At 70.7% G+C, this 19,580-nt stretch carries 20 protein-coding genes and 1 tRNA gene; 9 read left to right on the forward strand and 12 right to left on the reverse strand.

From position 1 onward, the window contains the following. Positions 1–49: 49 nt before the first annotated feature. Entirely contained in the window at positions 50–865 is an 816-nt protein-coding gene (locus ACZZ9K_RS08555) for a DUF3027 domain-containing protein (protein ID WP_463443838.1), read from the reverse strand. A gap of 4 nt (positions 866–869) precedes the next feature. After that, positions 870–1,247 (reverse strand): cold-shock protein, encoded by a 378-nt coding sequence (locus ACZZ9K_RS08560; RefSeq protein WP_017888041.1) that lies wholly within the window; start codon positions 1,245–1,247, stop codon positions 870–872. Between the two features lie 55 nt (positions 1,248–1,302). Between ACZZ9K_RS08560 and ACZZ9K_RS08565 the strand changes: the two genes are divergently transcribed. The 5 genes from ACZZ9K_RS08565 (at position 1,303) to ACZZ9K_RS08585 (ending at position 7,651) form a co-directional block, all read left to right on the forward strand. Beyond that, positions 1,303–1,602 (forward strand): hypothetical protein, encoded by a 300-nt coding sequence (locus ACZZ9K_RS08565; protein ID WP_071244038.1) that lies wholly within the window; start codon positions 1,303–1,305, stop codon positions 1,600–1,602. A 28-nt stretch (positions 1,603–1,630) separates the two neighbouring features. After that, positions 1,631–3,397: a helicase-associated domain-containing protein gene (locus ACZZ9K_RS08570; protein ID WP_138801950.1), complete on the forward strand. Its 1,767-nt coding sequence runs from the start codon at positions 1,631–1,633 to the stop codon at positions 3,395–3,397. A gap of 48 nt (positions 3,398–3,445) precedes the next feature. Continuing rightward, positions 3,446–5,143 (forward strand): DNA repair helicase XPB, encoded by a 1,698-nt coding sequence (locus tag ACZZ9K_RS08575; protein ID WP_463443839.1) that lies wholly within the window; start codon positions 3,446–3,448, stop codon positions 5,141–5,143. 51 nt (positions 5,144–5,194) lie between these two features. Further along, entirely contained in the window at positions 5,195–5,890 is a 696-nt protein-coding gene (locus tag ACZZ9K_RS08580) for a response regulator transcription factor (protein ID WP_017888045.1), read from the forward strand. 66 nt (positions 5,891–5,956) lie between these two features. Beyond that, the gene (locus ACZZ9K_RS08585; RefSeq protein ID WP_138801951.1) at positions 5,957–7,651 is read left to right on the forward strand and encodes a sensor histidine kinase; all 1,695 of its coding nucleotides are present in this window, start codon (positions 5,957–5,959) and stop codon (positions 7,649–7,651) included. 202 nt (positions 7,652–7,853) lie between these two features. Here ACZZ9K_RS08585 and ACZZ9K_RS08590 read toward each other — a convergent pair whose 3' ends face one another. The 7 genes from ACZZ9K_RS08590 to ACZZ9K_RS08620 form a co-directional block, all read right to left on the reverse strand. Next, on the reverse strand, positions 7,854–8,750 hold the full coding sequence (locus tag ACZZ9K_RS08590) for a hypothetical protein (protein ID WP_463443840.1): 897 nt from the start codon (positions 8,748–8,750) through the stop codon (positions 7,854–7,856). A 316-nt stretch (positions 8,751–9,066) separates the two neighbouring features. After that, on the reverse strand, positions 9,067–10,689 hold the full coding sequence (gene groL / locus ACZZ9K_RS08595) for a chaperonin GroEL (RefSeq protein ID WP_138801953.1): 1,623 nt from the start codon (positions 10,687–10,689) through the stop codon (positions 9,067–9,069). A gap of 257 nt (positions 10,690–10,946) precedes the next feature. Then, a complete protein-coding gene (locus ACZZ9K_RS08600) occupies positions 10,947–11,150 on the reverse strand; it encodes a cold-shock protein (protein WP_017888049.1) in 204 nt (67 codons plus the stop codon). 180 nt (positions 11,151–11,330) lie between these two features. Then, positions 11,331–11,936 carry a LytR C-terminal domain-containing protein gene (locus ACZZ9K_RS08605; RefSeq protein ID WP_463443841.1) on the reverse strand — a complete coding sequence of 202 codons (606 nt, stop codon included), beginning with the start codon at positions 11,934–11,936 and terminating at the stop codon, positions 11,331–11,333. Then, on the reverse strand, positions 11,933–12,289 hold the full coding sequence (locus ACZZ9K_RS08610) for a DUF3263 domain-containing protein (RefSeq protein ID WP_259410241.1): 357 nt from the start codon (positions 12,287–12,289) through the stop codon (positions 11,933–11,935). The genes ACZZ9K_RS08605 and ACZZ9K_RS08610 overlap by 4 nt, the downstream gene beginning before the upstream one ends. Before the next feature lie 97 nt (positions 12,290–12,386). Beyond that, entirely contained in the window at positions 12,387–13,388 is a 1,002-nt protein-coding gene (locus ACZZ9K_RS08615) for a DUF2332 family protein (RefSeq protein WP_463443842.1), read from the reverse strand. Next, positions 13,388–13,861: a GNAT family N-acetyltransferase gene (locus ACZZ9K_RS08620; protein WP_463443843.1), complete on the reverse strand. Its 474-nt coding sequence runs from the start codon at positions 13,859–13,861 to the stop codon at positions 13,388–13,390. Before ACZZ9K_RS08620 ends, ACZZ9K_RS08615 begins: the two co-directional genes overlap by 1 nt. A gap of 65 nt (positions 13,862–13,926) precedes the next feature. Here ACZZ9K_RS08620 and msrB point away from each other — a divergent pair, with 65 nt between their 5' ends. Then, positions 13,927–14,334 (forward strand): peptide-methionine (R)-S-oxide reductase MsrB, encoded by a 408-nt coding sequence (msrB, locus tag ACZZ9K_RS08625; RefSeq protein WP_027466599.1) that lies wholly within the window; start codon positions 13,927–13,929, stop codon positions 14,332–14,334. 37 nt (positions 14,335–14,371) lie between these two features. Beyond that, positions 14,372–14,447, forward strand: a tRNA-Thr gene (locus ACZZ9K_RS08630). Positions 14,448–14,663: 216 nt separating this feature from the next. Here the strand turns inward: ACZZ9K_RS08630 and ACZZ9K_RS08635 are convergent. After that, positions 14,664–15,695, reverse strand: a complete 1,032-nt coding sequence (locus ACZZ9K_RS08635) for an aldo/keto reductase (protein ID WP_110861756.1) — start codon at positions 15,693–15,695, stop codon at positions 14,664–14,666. A gap of 53 nt (positions 15,696–15,748) precedes the next feature. Beyond that, positions 15,749–16,534: an alpha/beta fold hydrolase gene (locus tag ACZZ9K_RS08640; RefSeq protein WP_071244025.1), complete on the reverse strand. Its 786-nt coding sequence runs from the start codon at positions 16,532–16,534 to the stop codon at positions 15,749–15,751. Between the two features lie 34 nt (positions 16,535–16,568). Between ACZZ9K_RS08640 and ACZZ9K_RS08645 the strand changes: the two genes are divergently transcribed. Next, positions 16,569–17,336: an NAD(P)H-hydrate epimerase gene (locus ACZZ9K_RS08645; protein WP_463443844.1), complete on the forward strand. Its 768-nt coding sequence runs from the start codon at positions 16,569–16,571 to the stop codon at positions 17,334–17,336. 11 nt (positions 17,337–17,347) lie between these two features. Here ACZZ9K_RS08645 and ACZZ9K_RS08650 read toward each other — a convergent pair whose 3' ends face one another. Further along, positions 17,348–18,490 (reverse strand): glycerol dehydrogenase, encoded by a 1,143-nt coding sequence (locus ACZZ9K_RS08650; RefSeq protein WP_463443845.1) that lies wholly within the window; start codon positions 18,488–18,490, stop codon positions 17,348–17,350. A 103-nt stretch (positions 18,491–18,593) separates the two neighbouring features. Here ACZZ9K_RS08650 and ypfJ point away from each other — a divergent pair, with 103 nt between their 5' ends. Next, positions 18,594–19,487 carry a KPN_02809 family neutral zinc metallopeptidase gene (gene ypfJ / locus ACZZ9K_RS08655; protein ID WP_463443846.1) on the forward strand — a complete coding sequence of 298 codons (894 nt, stop codon included), beginning with the start codon at positions 18,594–18,596 and terminating at the stop codon, positions 19,485–19,487. Positions 19,488–19,580 lie beyond the last annotated feature (93 nt).

The following is a 19,580-nucleotide window of genomic DNA, read 5'->3' on the forward strand; positions in this document are numbered from 1 at the left end:
CCGGCACCACCGGATCGGTGGTACCGGGCCCGTCCTCGTTCCGGGTGGGTCAGGCGCGGTGGAAGCCCGGGTCGGCCTCGCCGGTGTCGAGCTGGTCGACCTCGAGATCGGCGTCGGGCTCGAACGGCTGCACGCGGCGGGCACGGCGGCGACGGGGCGGTTGCGGGGCCTCGTCCTCGGCAGCCGAGCTGGCGGAGGTGTCAGTGTCGCTGTCGCTCACATCGGCGAGCGCATCGACGTCCACACCCTCGATGTCGTCGTCGTCCGACTCGTCGAGGTCGTCCTCGTCGGCGTCGAACTCGTCGTCATCGTCATCGTCGTCGTCCGACTCGTCGTCGTCCTCGTCGTCCTCGTCGTCATCCGAGTCGTCGTAGTCGTCGTCCTCGTCCGAGTCCTCGTCGTCGTCGTCGGACTCGTCGTCGTAGTCCTCGTCGTCGGAGTCCTCGCCCGACGCGTCCTCGGCGCCGTCCTCGCCCTCGTGCTCCTGCGCGGCCCGGTACTCGGCCAGCCGCTCGGACCACGGCACCCACTCGGGCGCGACGAGCGAGCCGTCCCCGGGCATCAGCTCGACCTCGAGCACGGTCGGTTCGTCGTCACCGACCTTGGCGACGCTGACGGTCCACCGCCACCCGGGGTAGCCGGGCAGCCGGTTGGCGAACAGGACGGACACGACGCCGTCCCCTTCGTCCACGGTGCCGACGGGTGCACCGACGGTCGACTCCGGGGTGACCTCGAGCAACGCCTCGCGCGCCAGGTCGGTGTAGTTGATGGACGCTGCGTCGATGGACGCTGCGTCGATGGACGCTGCGTCGATGGACGCTGCGTCGGGAGCCGTCTCGGCCCCTGCTGTCTCGGACTCGGTCATGGGGTCACGCCTCCAACTGGTCTGCGACGTGCCGCAGGATGGCGGCGATGCGATCGCCGTTCTTCGGGTAGCGGCCGTGGCGGAGGTCTCCGCTGATCCGGTCGAGTTCCTTCACCAGGTCCTCGACGATCACGGCCATGTCGTCCGCGGAGCGACGGGTCATCCGCGACAGCGACGGCTGGGGCTCGAGCAGCCGCACGGACAACGCCTGCGACCCCTTCTTGCCCTGGACGACGCCGTACTCCAGCCGCGTGCCGGCCTTGACGGTCACGACGCCGTCGGGCAGCGAGGACGCGTGCAGGAACACCTGGTCGCCGTCGTCTCCGGTGATGAAGCCGAAGCCCTTGTCGTCGTCGTAGAACTTGACCTTGCCGGTGGGCATGCGTGGACTCCTCGAGGTCGTGGTACGGCCGTGGTGCGTCGGATATCCTGGGTCGATGGCCAAGCCGACCCGATCAACCGGGAACCCGCAGGACTCCGCAGAACCCCCGGTGACGTTCAATCGTACCGAACGCGCTCTGGCGTTCATGATCGGTGGGATCATCATCCTCGGCTTGCTCTGCTTCGTCGCGATGATCATCATGTGGCTCACCGCACCTGCTGCCCAGGGTGCGATGCCGTGGCCGGTGGTCATGGCGATCCCGCTCTTCGGCTTCCCGATCGCCATGGTGCTGGTCTTCACGCTCCTCGGCATCACCTGGACACGTCGCGCACGAGCGAACCGGACGGCTCGCTGACGTCCGCCCCGGACGCTGGCACCGGACGATGACGACCACCGCCGACCTCGCCGCCCGACTCCGGGCGATGCCGGACGATGCGCTCGAGCGCCTCGTCGCGGCGAGGCGACTCCCCACCGCTGCACTCGCCGAGACCGGCCCGCAGCGAATCACCGACTTCTTCGACCTCGCCGAGGCGCTCCGCAGCGACGACGCCGTGGACGCCGCCGTCGAGCACCTGCCGCGCGCGACGATCCTCGCACTGCGTGACGGCGGCGCCGTCGACGCGCTCGGCCCCGCGATCGAGCTCGGCCTCGCCGACGAGGACGGCGCAGTCGACGACGCGGTCGCCGCTCGTGTGGCCGCCCACCCCGACCTCACCTCGCTCGACGAGCAGCCTGGAGGCCCGGAGCAGGTCCGCCCCGCTGCTCCCGCCCTCGACGCCGTGGCGCTCGAGCGTGCGCGCACCACCGGCGCGGAGCAGGCGTTCGCGACGATGACCGTGCTCGCCGAACTGCTGCGGGCGGTCGACGCCGGCGCGGTCCGCGAACTCGTCAAGGGCGGCATCGGCATGCCGCTCGCCCGCACCCTCGCGGAGCGCATCGGCACCGACGCCGAACTCGTCGCCGGTCGCCTGGCGCTGCTCGACGACATCGGGTTCGCCGATCCCGACACCGGACGCTGGATCGTCACCGATGCCGGCCACGTGTGGTTGCTCGCCGGGTGGCCGGAGCGCTGGGTGTCGCTGGTGGCCGCGTGGTCGGACACGCTCCCGCCCGCCGTGCACCAGGTGCTCGACCTGGCCGACGGGGACCTGCGCGACCTCGTGCCGCTCGGGCGCTGGGCGTACCCGGCGGGGTCCCGCTGGCTCGACGCCCTGCTGCTCGACGTCGCCGGCACCGCGGCGTCGCTCGGCCTGGCGGTCGACGGCATCGTGACGAGCACCGGTCGGGCGCTCCTCGACGGCGACGACGAGCAGGCCGCCGACGACCTGCCGGGCACCGTCGAGCGGGTCTACCTGCAGCACGACCTCACCGTCATCGCACCGGGGCCGCTCGCGCCGGTGGACGACGACGCCCTGCGCACCGTCGCCGTGCTCGAGGCACCGGGCCTCGCGGCGCGCTACCGCATCTCCGAGGACACCCTGCGCGCGGCGTTCCGGGCCGGACACTCCCGCGACGACCTGCTGTCCCTGCTCGGACGGCTGTCGGCCACCGGGATCCCGCAGCCCCTCGCCTACCTGATCGACCAGGTGGCCGGACGCGACGGCAGCATCGTCGTCGACCGGGGGCCGGGTGGCGTCGGGACCGAGGTCCGCGGCACCGCCGACCAGCTCGACCTCGTCGGGGTGGACGCCGAGCTCCGACAGCTCGCGTGGGAGCGGCCCGACCTGACGACGCTGACCACGCGCTACCCGCCGCACGTCGTGCACACCGCGCTCGAGGACCAGCGCTACCCGGCCGTCCTGACGACCGCAGCTCGCCCCGAGGCGCACCACGGGCCTCCCGGCCGGCGCAGCCCCACCGGACGCTCGCCGGAACAGTCGGCGCACGCACTCGTCGAACGGCTCCGCCTGACGACGCAGCGCGGCGACGCGGAGCCGGAGCAGGAGTGGCTCGGTCGGCAGATCGACCTGGCCGTGCGCGGACGCACGCCGATCCGTGTGACCGTCCGGATGCCGGACGGCTCGGAGCGGCCGTTCTCGATCGTGCCGACCTCGGTCGCGGCCGGACGCGTCCGCGGGCGGGACACGGCCGTCGACGTCGAGCGGACCCTGCCGCTGTCGCTCGTCGTGTCGGTCGAGAGCGACGCCTGAGCCGCGCGGTCACCCGCACGCAGGTGCCGACGGCTAGGCTGGCAGGTCATGAACGGACCGCTGATCGTGCAGAGCGACCGCACCGTGCTCCTCGAGGTCGCGCACCCCGACGCCGAGGACGCACGCCACGAGCTCGCGGCCTTCGCCGAGCTCGAACGCGCTCCCGAGCACGTGCACACCTACCGGATCACCCGCCTCGGACTCTGGAACGCGCGCGCCGCGGGCCACGACGCCGAGGCGATGATCGACACCCTGGAACGCTTCGCGAAGTTCCCCGTGCCGCAGAGCGTCACGGTCGACATCCGCGACACGGTCTCGCGCTACGGACGGCTCGTGATCCGTCGCGAGGAACGACCCGACGCACCCGTGATCGCGAACTCCCCCACCGAGGAAATCGAGCGGCTGCCGCTCCTGTTCCTCACCGCCGAGGACCCGTCGGTGCTGGCCGAGGTCATCCGGTCGAAGCGCATCAAGCCGCTGCTCGGTGACATGCGGTCCTCGACCGAGGTCGAGCTGCAGCCGTGGGCGCGGGGACAGATCAAGCAGGAGCTCGTGAAGCTCGGCTGGCCGGCGGAGGACCTGGCGGGCTACACCCCTGGCCAACCCCACCAGATCGACCTGGACACGGCCGAGTGGCACATGCGGCCGTACCAGGAGCAGGCCGTCGACACGTTCTTCGCCCAGGGCTCCGGCGTCGTCGTGCTGCCCTGTGGTGCGGGCAAGACGCTCGTCGGCGCGGGCGCGATGGCGACCGTCAAGGCGACCACGCTCATCCTCGTGACGAACACCGTCTCGGCGCGGCAGTGGCGCACCGAGCTCCTCAAGCGCACGACCCTGACGCCGGAGGACATCGGCGAGTACTCGGGCAGTGTCAAGGAGATCCGGCCGGTCACGATCGCGACCTACCAGATCCTCACCGCCCGCCGGAAGGGCGAGTACACGCACCTGTCGCTCCTCGACGCCCTCGACTGGGGCCTCATCGTGTACGACGAGGTGCACCTGCTGCCGGCGCCGGTGTTCAAGCTGACCGCCGACCTGCAGGCCCGCCGTCGCCTTGGTCTCACCGCGACGCTCGTGCGCGAGGACGGCCGCGAGGGCGACGTCTTCTCACTCATCGGGCCGAAGCGGTACGACGCCCCGTGGAAGGAGATCGAGGCGCAGGGCTACATCTCGCCGGCCTCCTGCTACGAGGTCCGCATCGACCTGCCGCACCAGGACCGCCTGGAGTACGCGGCGTCGAGCGACGACGAGCGCTACCGGCTCGCCGCGACGTCCCCGGCCAAGACCCCGGTGGTGCGGGAACTCATCGAGAAGCACCGCGGTGAGCAGATCCTGGTGATCGGGCAGTACATCGACCAGCTCGACGAACTGGCTGCGTCGCTCGACGCCGCGGAGATCACGGGGGCGACCCCGGTCGACGAACGGGAGCGGTTGTACGACGCGTTCCGGTCCGGCGAGGTCGACGTGCTCGTCGTCTCGAAGGTCGCGAACTTCTCGATCGACCTGCCCGACGCGACCGTCGCCATCCAGGTCTCCGGCTCGTTCGGGTCACGGCAGGAAGAGGCGCAGCGGCTCGGTCGGCTCCTCCGCCCGAACAAGGACGGCCTGCCCGCGTCGTTCTACACGCTCGTGGCCCGGGACACGGTCGACCAGGACTTCGCGCAGAACCGGCAGCGGTTCCTGGCGGAGCAGGGGTACTCGTACACGATCCTGGATGCCGACCAAGTCCAGACGCCCGTTGGCTGACGTACGAACCGCTCTCAGGAAACCCCGAGGGAACAGTCAGAAGATAAGACCATGAGCGATGGCCCCAAGATCCTGATCGTCGACGACGAGCCGAACATCCGCGACCTCCTGACGACCTCGTTGCGCTTCGCCGGCTTCGCCGTGCGTGCGGTGGGCAACGGAGCACAGGCGATCTCCGCCGTGCTGGAAGAAGAGCCGGACCTCATCATCCTCGACGTGATGCTGCCCGACATGAACGGCTTCGGCGTGACCAAGCGTCTGCGCTCCTCGGGCTACACGTCGCCGATCCTGTTCCTCACGGCGAAGGACGACACCGAGGACAAGATCACCGGCCTCACCGTCGGCGGCGACGACTACGTCACCAAGCCGTTCTCGCTCGACGAGATCGTCGCCCGCATCAAGGCCATCCTCCGTCGCACCATGAACGACGAGGAAGACGCGATCATCCGCGCCGGCGAGCTCACGATGGACCAGGACACGCACGAGGTCACGATCGGCGACGCGCAGATCGAGCTCTCGCCCACCGAGTTCAAGCTGCTCCGCTACCTGATGCTCAACCCGAACCGCGTGCTGTCGAAGGCGCAGATCCTCGACCACGTGTGGGAGTACGACTTCAACGGTGACGCGGGCATCGTCGAGAGCTACATCTCGTACCTGCGCCGCAAGCTCGACCAGTACTCCGCCGAGCCGATCATCCAGACCAAGCGCGGCTTCGGGTACATGCTGAAGGCGTCCAAGGCCTCGTAGCACCATCACCTCTTCACGGCGGTCGTCCGGTTTCACCGGGCGGCCGCTGTCTATCGTTGGGGCAGCATGCACACGCGAATGAACCACTGGTGGGACGGGATCTCCCTGCGCACCAAGATCACCGGGATCACGGTGCTGCTCGTCGCGCTCGGATTGCTCGTCGCCGGACTCGGCACGATGACGGTGCTGTCCACCTACCTCATGCAGCAGCTCGACAACACGGTCAAGCAGACGACCGAGCAGCTCGAGGGTCAGAACATCAGTGACGGCGAGCAGTACTGCAAGCTGTCCGTCGTGGTGTCGCAGAGCGCCTACGTCGCCGCGTACGACGCCGACGGTGACCGGATCTGCCAGACGAAGGCGTCGAGTCGACCCGACGTCCGTGAAGCCACCCTGGTCGAGGCCTCGCAGTCGAACCAGCGCATCTCGCTGTACGACAGCCAGCACAACCACGAGTGGCGCGCCCAGATCATCCCGGCGTCGCTGCAGAACCAGTCCGACGGCACCACCGAGACGGGCTACGTGCTCATCGCCGTCTCCAGTGCCGGCACCGACGAGACCATCGGCAAGTTCACCGCGATCTTCCTCGGGTTCGGTGCCTCGGTGATCCTGCTCGGCGCCATGCTCACCCGGCTGCTCGTCACCGCGACCTTCGACCCGCTGCGCGACGTCGAGGACACCGCTGCACGGTTCGCCGCGGGTGACTTCAACCAGCGCCTCGAGGCCGACACCCCGAACACCGAGGTCGGCCGCCTCAACCGCTCCCTCAACGTCATGCTCGAGCGGATCGACTCCGCGTTCGAGGACCGCGAGCGCACCATCGCCCAGATGCGCCGGTTCGTCGGGGACGCCTCGCACGAGCTCCGCACGCCGCTGGTGTCCCTGCGCGGGTACGCCGAGCTGTACCGGATGGGTGCCCTGCGCAAGGAAGAGGACGTCGCGCAGGCGATGGAGCGCATCGAGAAGGAAGCGCAGCGGATGGGCCTGCTCGTGCAGGACCTGCTGCAGCTCGCCCGCATCGACGAGTCGAAGCCGCTCGAGCTCGGCCCGGTCGACCTCGTCGCCATCGCCCGCGACTCGGCGCTCGACACGATGGCCTCCAACCCCGACCGCGAGATCCAGGTCCTCGTCGAGGACTCCCTGACCGGCGAGAGCGTGCCCCAGGCCGTCCGCCCGTCGGCGTCGTCGTCCATCGGCTCTCCGGACTCCGGCGAAGCACCGCCCGTGTCGCCCACCTCGGCGAACACCACCGGGCCGATCGCGTTCTCGCGACAGACCATCGCCCGACTCCGGGCCCGTCGCACCCGCGCCATGAACATCGACGCCGGTGCCGCGCCGACCGACGAGACCACCCCGCTGCCCACGGTCGTGCTGCCGAAGCGCCCGCCGATCGTCCTGGCGGAGGAGAACAAGATCCGCCAGATCGTCACGAACCTGATGGGCAACGCCATGCGGTTCACGGCGAACGACGACCCGATCGAGATCGGCATCGGCGTGGACGACGAGCGCGGCATGGCGCACCTCGACGTGATCGACCACGGTGAGGGCATCCCGCCGCAGCTGCGCGAGAAGATCTTCCAGCGCTTCTGGCGTGCGGACACCTCCCGCGCCCGGGACACCGGCGGCTCGGGCCTCGGGCTCGCCATCGTGTCCGGCATCGTCGCGGCGCACAACGGCTCGGTCGAGGTCTTCGACACCGAGGGCGGCGGCGCCACCTTCCGCGTCTGGCTCCCCCTGCTCCCGCGCGACTTCTCCGCCTGACCCACGCGGGGCGCGCGGCCCGGGCGGCCTCGCCGTCCCGCGTGCGTCCCGAGCGGTCACAACACCCCGTCCGACGCCGCCGAGTTGTCACGATCTGTCGTCTGCGCGCCCGCTGACCGACAGTTCGTGACCGACCGGCGCACAGCCGACGACATGTCGTGACCGCCCAGCGACCAGAACTTCGGCGCGGCGATCACGGCCGTCACGCTGACCGCCGACGACTTCCGACCGCTCGGACCTCGAACGCCTGGCGGAGTCGCTCGAACACCACCGCGGGTCGGTGTGCGTCCGACGCCGTCGCGTGGATCACGAGCCAGTCGTTCACCACAAACCCGTTGTCCCGTCGTTGATCATGTCGGAAGGTGTCGCGCTCGCGGTGGTGATCGCCGTCGTACTCCACCGCGATGCCGAACTCCGGCCACGCCATGTCGACGCGGCCGAGGAACCGACCCGCACCGTCGTGCACATCGACGTTCAGCTCCGGCTCGGGGAACCCCGCTTCGACCACTGCCAGACGGAACCAGGTCTCCTGCGGTGACTCCGCCCCGGCCCGGACGAGGTCCAGCGCGCGCCGAGCAGCGAGCGCGAAGCGTGTGCCGGGGCGGATCGACGCACGGAGGTCGTCCGCCGTCGCCAGCCCGGCTGGTCCGACGAGGTGGTCCCCGACGGCGACCAGCGCGTCGCGCGCGAGCACGCCGGCGCACTCGAACCACATCTGTGCGGGAACGCTGACCGGGAACCCGCGGTGTTCGACGGTCCTCGGCTGGTCCAGCCGGTGCGCGACCACGCCGGGCCGACGCATCCGGCACCCGTCCCTCGTGGTCGAGACGTGCACCGGGCCGACCGAGCACACCGACTGCGGCAGTGGCGCACCCCAGATCGTGGCGGCCGTCGTGTGGCTGAAGAACTGGCCGGGACGCATGACCAGGACGACGGCGGCGATGAAGTCCACCGAGTCGATCGGAGCACGCACACCGTGGACCGGGGCTGCCAGGTCGGTGCGTCGGAGCCGTTCCGGATCGACGCCGTGCCCCAGGGCATCGGCCACGCGGAAGGTGGATCGGTCGAACGGAGCAGGGAGGCGACGGGCAGCTGACATGCCGTCATGGTCGTTGCGGGGCACGTGGGCCGGCCACGCGCACTCGCAACCTGTGGAGAACGAGGTGAGCCGGGCCTCCTGTGCGGGAGAGACGACCCGCGGACACGCGCAGGCCGCACGCACGAGCCGGTCACGACTCCCCGCTCCCGCGCCGCCGGACGGTCACGATGTGTCGACTGGAACGGGCCGAGCCGACGGTTCGTGACCGCTCGGCGAACCTGAGCGGGGTGTTGTGACCTCCCGCCCGGGCCCCGCCTCCCACACACACAGAAGGGCCCCACACGCGCAGCGTGCGGGGCCCTTCCGTCAGACGGACTTAGAAGTCCATGCCACCCGTCGGGTCGCCAGCCGGAGCAGCAGGGGTGCGCTCGGGCTTCTCGGCGACGACGACCTCGGTGGTCAGGAACAGACCGGCGATCGACGCAGCGTTCTGCAGCGCCGAACGCGTGACCTTGGCGGGGTCGATGATGCCGGCGGCGATCAGGTCGACGTACTCGCCGGTCGCGGCGTTGAGGCCCCAACCCGACTCGAGCTCGCGGACCTTGGCGGCGACGACACCCGGCTCGAGACCGGCGTTCAGCGCGATCTGCTTGAGCGGCGCGTCGATGGCCACGCGGACGATGTTCGCACCGGTCGCCTCGTCACCCTCGAGCTCGAGGGCCTCGAGTGCGACGGCACCGGCCTGGATGAGGGCGACGCCACCACCGGCGACGATGCCCTCTTCGACGGCAGCCTTCGCGTTGCGGACGGCGTCCTCGATGCGGTGCTTGCGCTCCTTGAGCTCGACCTCGGTCGCGGCACCCGCCTTGATGACGGCGACGCCACCGGCGAGCTTCGCGAGGCGCTCCTGGAGCTTCTCGCGGTCGTAGTCGGAGTCGGTCGCCTCGATCTCGGCACGGATCTGGCGGACACGGCCGGCGATCTGCTCGGCGTCGCCGGCACCCTCGACGATCGTGGTCTCGTCCTTGGTGATGACGACCTTGCGGGCACGACCGAGCAGGTCGAGCGTCGCGTTCTCGAGCTTGAGGCCGACCTCTTCCGAGATGACCTGGCCGCCGGTGAGGATCGCGATGTCCTGCAGCATGGCCTTGCGGCGGTCGCCGAAGCCCGGGGCCTTGACGGCGACGGACTTGAAGATGCCGCGGATCTTGTTCACGACGAGCGTGGCCAGGGCCTCGCCGTCGACGTCCTCGGCGATGATCAGGAGCTGCTTGCCCGCCTGGATCACCTTGTCGACGACCGGCAGGAGGTCCTTGATGTTCGAGATCTTCGAGTTGACGATCAGGATGTAGGCGTCCTCGAAGACGGCTTCCTGGCGCTCGGGGTCGGTGACGAAGTACTGCGACAGGTAGCCCTTGTCGAAGCGCATGCCCTCGGTGAGCTCGAGCTCGGTGCCGAAGGTGTTCGACTCCTCGACGGTGACGACGCCTTCCTTGCCGACCTTGTCGATGGCCTCGGCGATGAGCGCGCCGATGGTCGGGTCAGCGGCCGAGATCGACGCGGTCGCGGCGATCTGGTCCTTGGTCTCGATGTCCTTCGCGTTGGCGAGGAGCTGGTCGGAGACGGCGGAGACGGCCTTCTCGATGCCGCGCTTGAGCGACACGGGGTCGGCACCGGCGGCGACGTTGCGGAGGCCTTCGCGGACGAGCGCCTGGGCGAGGACGGTCGCGGTGGTCGTTCCGTCACCGGCGACGTCGTCGGTCTTCTTGGCGACCTCCTTGACGAGCTCCGCACCGATCTTCTCGTACGGGTCGTCGAGCTCGATCTCCTTGGCGATGGAGACACCGTCGTTCGTGATCGTGGGGGCGCCCCACTTCTTCTCGAGGACGACGTTGCGGCCGCGCGGGCCGAGCGTCACCTTCACGGCGTCGGCCAGCTGGTTCAGGCCGCGCTCGAGGCCACGGCGGGCCTCCTCGTCGAAAGCAATGATCTTAGCCATGTGGTTTTTCGTCCCTCCCGGACGTCGTCTTGGGGGTCGTGCTGGCACTCAGCGTGAGCGAGTGCCAACGCCGATTCTGGCACTCGCCGGGTGTGAGTGCAACACAGTCGGGAGGCTCGTGACGACTTCCCAGGACACGTCGCGTCCGGCGGACCCCGCACCACCGCCGCGGTCGCGCTCCCCGTACCGGTCACCGTCCACGCACACGACGAACGCGCCGCCCCTGACGGGACGGCGCGTTCTGGAAGTGGTCGTGCTCAGGCGGGGCGGACGGACTCTGCCTGCGGGCCCTTCGACCCGGTGCCGACGTCGAACACGACGGCCTGGCCCTCCTCGAGGACCTTGTAACCCGACATGTCGATGGCCGAGTAGTGCACGAACACGTCCTGGCCCCCTCCATCCACGGTGATGAAGCCGAAGCCCTTTTCAGCGTTGAACCACTTCACGGTTCCGTTGGCCATGATCTCTTGCTCCCTGGTACTGCAGTGCGGAACGACGTGATCGTCGTCTGCATGGGACTCTGACCGAACCGGTCCGATCAGGCAAGAGGTGTGACGTTGTTTCACGTCGATTCCGTCAGAAATCAACGTGCCCGAAACACAGCCGTCACAAAATGCGCGAATAACGCGGTGGAACCGGGATCAGCCGGTGTAGTCGGCACCGAGGACGACGCTCACGTCGGCGTTCGGGAACGCCGCCGACTGCTGCACGGCCGTGACGCCGAGCTGCTTCGCGATGCCCTGCGCGACCGCCGCCTGCGACGCCTGCTGGTAGTAGACGATCGTCGACGTGGAGCCCGTCGTGCCGGCGTCTCCGGTGGAGGCGACCTGCCAACCGGCGCCGGTCAGCGCCGCACTCGCCCGGCTTGCGAGGCCCGTGGTGGTCGTGCCGTTCAGCACGACGACGGTGGTGGTGCCCTGCTGTGCCGGCGTCGCTGCCGCAGCGCTGTCCGCCCCGGCCGAACCGGAACCGGCGGACGAGGACGCGGACGGCTTCGACGTCGCCGAGGGCTTCGCCGTCGCGGACGCCGACGTCGACGCCGAGGGCGAATCGGATCCGTTGAAGGAGTAGCTGCCGTTCAGCACCGCGAGGGAGAGCACCCCGACGCCGACGAGCACGCCGGTGGCGAGCGCCGCCCAGGCGAAGACGATCCAGCCACGGCCGCGACGCTGGGCACCGCGGTGCGCACCGACCCGCGGGCCGTCGGCGACGTCGTCGAACCGGTCTCGGGGGAATCTCGTGCTCATCGTTCCTCTTCACGTCCTTCGGGAGCTGCACCGGGCGCGACGAAGCTGCGCGTCGCCCGGGCGCTGGTGCGCGCGTGACGGAGCCGCTGCAGCCGGGTGACGAGCTGCGGGTCGTACGCGAGTGCCGCGGGTGAGTCGATCACGCGGTTCAGCACCTGGTAGTAGCGCGCCGCCGACATCTCGAACTCCACCCGGATCTCCGCTTCCTTCGTGCGGTCGTGCCGTGCCCGGTCCTGCTCGAACGACAGCACGTGCTTCGCGAGCTCACTGAGCTGGTCAGCACTGAGCTGGTCAGCACCGATCTGATCAGCGCTGCGCTCGTCGACACGGCGTTCGTCGGTGGGGCTGGTCACGGCGGTTCCGATCACGTATCGGGTAACGGGTCTCGCACATCGTAGGGGTGGAGTCGATCCGGACCCTGGCACGGCGCTGGACTGTCGCGAACACCGGTCACAGGTTCGGCGCGCGGAGCCAGCGCACACGCGTGCCGAACGGGTCGGAGACGGCGACCGCGACGCCGTCGAGCGAGACCGTCGCGAAGGCGTCCGGGTCGGCCGCGTCGACGTCGTCGGGCAGCGTCGCCGCCACCCCACGCAGGATCCCGGTGCGTTCGAGGGCGATCCAGTGCACACCCCGCGCACGGATCCGGTCCACGAGCCGCTGCCGGTTCGCGCCCGGCACGTAGACCAGGGTCCCGGTGGTCAGGACGACCGGCTCGACGTCGTCCGGCAGGGCGTCCAGTGCACGGTCGAGGTCACCGGGCACGGCGCCGACGAGCCGGTCTGGAGGCACGGCGAGCGTTGCGCGCGCAGCCTGACGCATCAGGGCGGTCCGGTCCGACGCCTCGGGCGGGACCGCCTCGACCAGCCGGTCGAACGCGCCGGGGACCGACAGGTCGATCGGGTTCGGGTCGAGCGCCACCCGGGCGCCGACCCTGATCGGTACGGTCGCGGGTGTGGGAACGGCCCCGGAGGCGTCCGCCACCAGCCGGACCGAGGGATCGGCGACCGCCGTGTGCATCCGGAGGACCGCGGCCCCGGAACCGACCCGGTAGTCCAGGGTCACCCGGTCCGGGATCGAGCACAGCGCGGCGGCGGCACCGGCGTCGACCAGGCCGAGCGGCCGCGCGGACCGTTCGGCGAGCGCCGCGAACAGCGGGACGACCGGTGCGAGCCGTTGCGGGTCGTTGGCCTGCACCGTGGCGGAGGCGAGGGCCGCGACCAGCGCGGGGCGGGCCTCCAGGCCGAGCGCGCGCAGCGCACCCGGGTCCGACGGGTCCGCGCCCAGTCGCCGCGCGACCGCGAAGAACAGTTCCGGCTGCCGCTGCTGCTCGGGGACCTCGGCGAGGAGCGCGACGAGGGAGTCGTCGAGCGACCGTGCCCAGACGGCGTACGACGGCGAGACGGCCTGGACGCGGTCGGCGTACGCGTCGTACCGGGTGCGGGTGTCCATCAGCGCCCGGGCCGGTGCATGCCGACGTGGCGGATGCCGGCCTCGTCGTACGCCTCCCCGAACCGCACGAAGCCGTACCGCTCGTACAGGGCGGCGACGTACTCCTGGGCGTGCAGGACGAACGGGTCGTGCCCGTGTTCGTCGAGGACGGCGGCGACGAGCCGGCCGGCGATCCCCTGCCCACGGTGTCCGGGGTCGGTCGCGACCCGGCCGATCACCCACGCCGGTGGCTCCGCGCCGTCGGGGTGGACCTCGTCGACTGCCGGACGGATGAGCCGCAGGTACCCAACCGCATCGGTGTCCGTGCCGAACCACCAGTGCTCGGTGTCGGGCTCGCGGTCACGGCCGTCGAAGTCCTCGGCGGTGACCCGCTGCTCGAGCGCGAACACGCGGTTGCGCAGGACGACGATGCCGTACAGTTCGTCCGTCGTCAGACGGGTCCAGCGGGCGTGGTGCACGGAATGCTCGGACATCGTGGCGAGTTTAGTGAAGTGGTCGGGAGTGCCCGGAAGAGCCCGGCCGGAAGCAGGAGGAACCAATGGCATACAACGTCGACAAGTCCGACGCCCAGTGGCGCGAGGAGCTCTCCCCGGACCAGTACGCCGTCCTCCGCCAGGCGGGGACCGAACGACCGTGGACCGGTGAACTCCTCGACGAGGAGCGCGCCGGCGTCTACACCTGTGCGGCCTGCAACGCGGAGCTGTTCAAGAGCGGCACGAAGTTCGACTCCGGCTGCGGCTGGCCGTCGTTCTACGAGTCGGTGAACCCGGACGCCGTGCAGCTCATCGAGGACAACTCCCTCGGCATGGCCCGCACCGAGGTCCGGTGCGCGAACTGCGGTTCGCACCTGGGCCACGTGTTCCCGGACGGGTTCGGCACCCCCACGGGTGACCGGTACTGCATGAACTCGATCTCGCTGAACTTCTCGGAGAAGTCCGGCGAGTGAGCCCCGGACGCCCTCACCGGTAGGATGAGCGGCGTCAGCCGGCATGGCGCAATTGGTAGCGCACCGTACTTGTAATACGGGGGTTGCGGGTTCAAGTCCCGCTGCCGGCCCCAGACGAAGCGATGCCCCGGGCGAAGTCTCGCCCGGGGCATCGGCACACGGAACGCGGATCAGGGGGCGTTCCGGGCGCTGGACGCGGTAACCAGCCGGTCGTGCGACGAGGATGACACCTCACCGACCCGCACGTCCACACCCTGACCCCACATCCGCGGAAATCCGCACGATGTGCACGAACGCGCAGCGGCCCTGCCCGGTCAGCGCCCGCTCGCTCAGCGCCCGCCGGTGATCTTCCGCTCACGCTGCGCGACGCCGGCCGTGCCGTAGGGGTAGTCGTCGATGCGGGGAGCGCTGGCGTCGGTCAGCCGGGCGAGCTCGTCGTCGGTGAGCACCAGGTCCGCGGCACCGAGGTTGTCCTCGAGCTGCGACAGGGTGCGGACACCCAGGATCACGCTCGTGACCGCGGGCCGGGCCAGCAGCCAGGCGAGTGCGACCTGCGACTTCGACGCGTCGTGGGCGTCGGCCACCTCGGAGACGGCGTCGAGGACCTCCCACGTGCGCTCGTCGCCGTTGCGGGCTTCCCACGCCTCCATGCCGCGCTGCGGGTTCTCGCCCAGGCGGGTGGCGCCGGTCGGGGCCTCGTCGCGCTGGTACTTGCCGGAGAGCCAGCCGCCGGCCAGCGGCGACCAGGGCAGCAGGCCGATGCCGGCGTCGAGGCAGGCGGGCACGACCTCGTGCTCGATGTCGCGGACGAGCAGGTTGTACTGCGGCTGCAGGGTGACGGGCGGCGCCCAGCCGTGGGCCTTCGCCTCGTAGACGGCCTTGGTGACCTGGTAGCCGAGGTAGTTCGAGAACCCGTAGGAGCCGATCTTGCCGGCGGACACGGCGTCGTCGAGGAACCGCAGGGTCTCGTCGATGGGGGTCAGTGCGTCCCACGCGTGCATCTGGTACAGGTCGATGTGGTCGACGCCGAGCCGCTCGAGCGAGGCGTCGAGGGCCACGCGAAGGTGTCGTCGGGACAGGCCGAGATCGTTCGGGCCGTCGCCCTGCGGGAACCGGCCCTTGGTGGCGAGGACGACCTGTGCGGCCTCGGTGGGGTGTGCTGCGAGCCAGCGGCCGATGATCCGCTCGGACTCGTTGCCGGAGTAGACGTCCGCCGTGTCGACGAGCGTGCCACCGGCGGCCACGAAGGCGTCGAGGATGGCGTGTGAGGTGGGTTCGTCGGCTTCGCTGCCGAACGTCATGGTGCCGAGGGTCAGCGTCGACACCGATGTCCCGCTGTTGCCGAGGAGTCTGTAGTCCATGGCGGGGACGGTACGCCCGGTGCCGCCCGACCGAGGGGACCCACGAGTACCCCTCAGCGCGGGGCGGACAGGAACCGCAGCGCCGCTTCGCGGAACGGCCGCGAGGTCGGGGCGTTGAAGTGGTTGCGCCCCGGGATCTCGAAGAAGGTGGCGTCCGGTGCGGCCTCGGCGAGCCGGACCGCGCTGTCGCGGATGCCGTCCTCGCTGCCCGCGGCGATCAGGAGCGGCTGCGCCGGGGCGTTCTCCGGGGTCGGCTCGATGCTGTTCCGCATCCCCTCGACCATGGCCACGAGCGCGCCGAGGTCGTTGCCCTCGACGTTGCCCGCCATCGTCAGGTAGCCGTTGGTGACACGGTCCTCGATCGGGGTGCCGTCGGCGATGTACGCCTTCGCCTGGTCGACGCGGACCCGACGCATCGGGTCGGCGTCCGGGATCCCGCCGAACACCGCGCGCGAGATCCGGCCCGGCAGCCGCTCGGCGGTGTGCCAGCCGACCCGTGCGCCGAGCGAGTAGCCGAGGAACGCGACGTCGTCGAGCAGGTACGTGTCGATGACGGTGGTGACGTCGGCGACGAGCAGGTCCATCGAGTAGGCACCCGGGTCGTGCGGCTTCGCGCTCGCGCCGTGCCCGCGCTGGTCGAGCGCCAGGACCCGGTAGCCGGCACGGACCAGGTGCCGCGTCCAGCCCGAGGCGTGCCAGTTGAGCACCGCACCGGACGCGAAGCCGTGCACCGCGATGACGGCCGGGGCGTCGGGGTCGCCGAAGTCGTAGGTCGCGAGTCGCAGCCCGTCGGGCGACATCACGAACCGGGGGCGGGGCGCTTCGGGGACGAGTGACATGTCCTCTCAAGCGTATCGGGGCAGTGTGGTGGCCATGAACGGCTACGGCGGGGATCAGATCCGGGCGGCGGAACGCCCCCACCTCGACGCGGGGGAACCCCTGATGCAGCGCGCCGCCGACGGGCTCGCGTCCGTCGTCAGCGACCTGCTGGACGACCCGGCCGCGCGGCCCGTCGACGGGCCGGGATCCGTCCTCGTGCTCGCCGGCAGCGGTGACAACGGCGGTGACGCCCTGTTCGCGGGTGCTCGCCTGGCAGCGGCCGGGAGGCACGTGGCGGTCCTGCGCGTCGGCTCCCGTGTGCACGAGGCCGGCCTGGCAGCGGCGCTGGACGCCGGCGCCCGTCTGCTCGACGGCCCGTCCGGCGCCTCGGGACCGAACGCGGGCGGAGCGGCCGACATCCTGCGAGCCGCCGGCCGGAGCCACGGCGAACGCCTGGCGGACGTCGCGACCGAGGCGGCGCTCGAGGCCGACCTGGTGCTCGACGGCATCCTCGGCATCGGGGTGCACGGCGCGAACGCGCTGCGGTCCCCCGCACGCGAGGTCGTGGACGCCATCCGTGAGCTCGCCCGCGACCAGCGTGCGCCGTTCGTCGTCGCGGTGGACGTGCCGAGCGGCATCGACGTGGACACCGGCGGGGTCGCGGACGACCACGTCCTGCACGCCGACGTCACCGTCACCTTCGGCGGTGTGAAGGCGGGCCTGCTGACCGGACCCGCTGCCACCCTCGCCGGGCGGATCGAACTCGTCGACGTCGGGATCGGTGCGGACCTGGCCACGATGGAGCCGCTGATCCGCACCTGACCCCTCGACAGTCAGTGGTGCTCGTACAGCACGGGCTCCGGCAGACCGTGCTCGGCGCGGACGCTGCGTGCGATGCCCTCGATGGCGACCAGGGCGTCGACCACGAGCTCCGGCGTCACCGGGAACGGCATGTTGTGGATGGTCTCGCCCTCCACCGTCGCAGCCTCGGCCACGGCGCGCAGCACGTCACGGTCGTCCACCGTCAGGCCGATCTCGGTCAGGGTGTTCGGCAGGCCGACCTTCGTGGTGAAGACGACGAAGTCCTCGATCTCCTCGGCCGGGGCACCCTCGAGCACCAGCTGCGCGATCGTCCCGATGTTCACCTTCTGACCGTGCGCCAGGCCGTGCGCCTGCGGAGCTGCGGTCAGCCCGTTGTGGATCGCGTGGGCGGCGGCGAGCCCACCGGACTCGAAGCCCAGGCCGGACAGCAGCGTGTTCGCCTCGACGACCTTCTCGAGCGCCGGGGTGACGACCTTGGCCTTGACGGCCTCGATCGCCTGCAGGGCGTTCTCGTGCAGGAGCTTCCACGACAGCTCGGCGAGCGCGACGCCGGTCTGGGTCTGCAGGCCGCCGGCCATGGTGTCGGCGTTGGCGCGCTTCGCGGCACGGGCCTCGACCCAGGTCGCCAGCGCGTCGCCGATGCCCGCGACCAGGAACTGCACCGGCGCGTTGGCGACGAGTCTGGTGTCGATGAGCACCAGGTCCGGGTTGTGCGGGAAGAAGCGGTACTCGATGAACTCGCCCTCGGCGGTGTAGATGACGGCGAGCGCCGAGGTCGGGGCGTCGGTGGACGCGGCGGTCGGCACGCTCGCCCACCGGATGCCGGCGAGGTGCCCAGCGGCCTTCGCGGCGTCGATCGCGGAGCCACCGCCGAGGCCCACGATGACGTCGGCGTCCTTCGCGCGGATCTGCTCGACGAGCTCGTCGACGGCCTCGGGGGTGGCGAAGCGGCCGAACCCGACCCGCTCCACGGCCAGGTCGGCGGATCGGAAGCTCTCGGTGACGGCGGTCTCGACGATGCCCCAGACCACGTCGTCGGCGACGATCAGGGGCCGCTTGCCGATCGGGGCGATGAACTCGCCGACGCGGGTGATCGCGTCCTTGCCCTGGACGTAGCGGGCGGGGCTCATCACGGTGCTGATGGGAGTGGCCATTGTGCGGTTCCTTCCGGTTGTACGAGAGGTGTCGGGGTGGCCGACGCCGCCGACGGTACGCGGGGCCACTGATCGGGAGGTGCTGATCGGTAGGTTCGGGATCATGACGTTCAACGACGACTCGCAACTCCGGGGCGGCAAGGTCAAGCGGCGGGGTCGCACCACGGCGATCGGCGGAGGTGCCGTGGGCCTCACCGCCATCGTGGTGTTCGTGATCGCGCAGTTCACCGGCTTCGATCTGAGCGGGATCGTCGGCGGCGGCACCGGCCTGACGACGATCCAGCAGGAGGGTGAGTCACCCGACGCCGCCCCCGAGTGCCGGACCGGGCGCGACGCCAACCTGCGCGTCGAGTGCCGGATGGAGGGCGCGGCCGAGTCGCTCGACGCCTACTGGACGTCCGAGGCGCGGTCGCTCGGCATCTCGTACACGTCACCGGAGTTCTTCCTGTTCCAGGACTCCACCGACACCTCGTGCGGGCAGGCCTCGGCCGCGACCGGCCCGTTCTACTGCCCGCCGGACCGTGCGATCTTCCTGGACACCGCGTTCTACGATGACCTGCAGTCGCAGTACGGCTCGTCCGGCGGTCCGCTCGCGCAGATGTACGTCGTCGCACACGAGTGGGGCCACCACGTGCAGCAGCTGCAGGGGTCGTTCGCGAACACCGACCGCTCCGGCACGGGTGCGTCGTCGGGCAGTGTCCGCGTCGAGCTGCAGGCGGACTGCTACGCCGGGGCCTGGGTCGGCGACGCCGCCACGACGAAGGACGCGAACGGCGAGACCTTCTTCGAACCGATCACCCGCTCCCAGATCACCGACGCCCTGTCGGCGGCGAGCGCCGTGGGCGACGACAGCATCCAGGAGCGTGCGACCGGCCGCGTCGACCCGGACTCGTTCACGCACGGGTCGAGCGAGCAGCGACAGCGCTGGTTCCTGCGGGGCTACCAGCAGGGCGCGACGAGCTGCGACACCCTGAGCATCCCGGGTTCGGCCCTGTAGCCGCACCGGTCACGGACGGGAGGCCCGGTGCCAGCTGGCACCGGGCCTCCCGTCCGTGGTCAGCGCGTCAGCGCCCGTGCAGACGTCAGCGCC

Source organism: Curtobacterium sp. AC268, from assembly GCF_979258745.1.

Bases quoted from the DNA above. Each gene is read 5' to 3' on its own strand.
- ACZZ9K_RS08645 (WP_463443844.1), top strand. From the start codon at position 16,569: ATGAACGGCTACGGCGGGGATCAGATCCGGGCGGCGGAACGCCCCCAC.
- groL (WP_138801953.1), bottom strand. From the start codon at position 10,689: ATGGCTAAGATCATTGCTTTCGACGAGGAGGCCCGCCGTGGCCTCGAG.
- ACZZ9K_RS08620 (WP_463443843.1), bottom strand. From the start codon at position 13,861: ATGTCCGAGCATTCCGTGCACCACGCCCGCTGGACCCGTCTGACGACG.
- ACZZ9K_RS08570 (WP_138801950.1), top strand. From the start codon at position 1,631: ATGACGACCACCGCCGACCTCGCCGCCCGACTCCGGGCGATGCCGGAC.
- ACZZ9K_RS08585 (WP_138801951.1), top strand. From the start codon at position 5,957: ATGCACACGCGAATGAACCACTGGTGGGACGGGATCTCCCTGCGCACC.
- ACZZ9K_RS08615 (WP_463443842.1), bottom strand. From the start codon at position 13,388: ATGGACACCCGCACCCGGTACGACGCGTACGCCGACCGCGTCCAGGCC.
- ypfJ (WP_463443846.1), top strand. From the start codon at position 18,594: ATGACGTTCAACGACGACTCGCAACTCCGGGGCGGCAAGGTCAAGCGG.
- ACZZ9K_RS08575 (WP_463443839.1), top strand. From the start codon at position 3,446: ATGAACGGACCGCTGATCGTGCAGAGCGACCGCACCGTGCTCCTCGAG.
- ACZZ9K_RS08650 (WP_463443845.1), bottom strand. From the start codon at position 18,490: ATGGCCACTCCCATCAGCACCGTGATGAGCCCCGCCCGCTACGTCCAG.
- ACZZ9K_RS08600 (WP_017888049.1), bottom strand. From the start codon at position 11,150: ATGGCCAACGGAACCGTGAAGTGGTTCAACGCTGAAAAGGGCTTCGGC.
- ACZZ9K_RS08635 (WP_110861756.1), bottom strand. From the start codon at position 15,695: ATGGACTACAGACTCCTCGGCAACAGCGGGACATCGGTGTCGACGCTG.
- ACZZ9K_RS08640 (WP_071244025.1), bottom strand. From the start codon at position 16,534: ATGTCACTCGTCCCCGAAGCGCCCCGCCCCCGGTTCGTGATGTCGCCC.
- ACZZ9K_RS08555 (WP_463443838.1), bottom strand. From the start codon at position 865: ATGACCGAGTCCGAGACAGCAGGGGCCGAGACGGCTCCCGACGCAGCG.
- ACZZ9K_RS08565 (WP_071244038.1), top strand. From the start codon at position 1,303: ATGGCCAAGCCGACCCGATCAACCGGGAACCCGCAGGACTCCGCAGAA.
- ACZZ9K_RS08590 (WP_463443840.1), bottom strand. From the start codon at position 8,750: ATGTCAGCTGCCCGTCGCCTCCCTGCTCCGTTCGACCGATCCACCTTC.
- ACZZ9K_RS08560 (WP_017888041.1), bottom strand. From the start codon at position 1,247: ATGCCCACCGGCAAGGTCAAGTTCTACGACGACGACAAGGGCTTCGGC.
- ACZZ9K_RS08580 (WP_017888045.1), top strand. From the start codon at position 5,195: ATGAGCGATGGCCCCAAGATCCTGATCGTCGACGACGAGCCGAACATC.
- ACZZ9K_RS08605 (WP_463443841.1), bottom strand. From the start codon at position 11,936: ATGAGCACGAGATTCCCCCGAGACCGGTTCGACGACGTCGCCGACGGC.
- msrB (WP_027466599.1), top strand. From the start codon at position 13,927: ATGGCATACAACGTCGACAAGTCCGACGCCCAGTGGCGCGAGGAGCTC.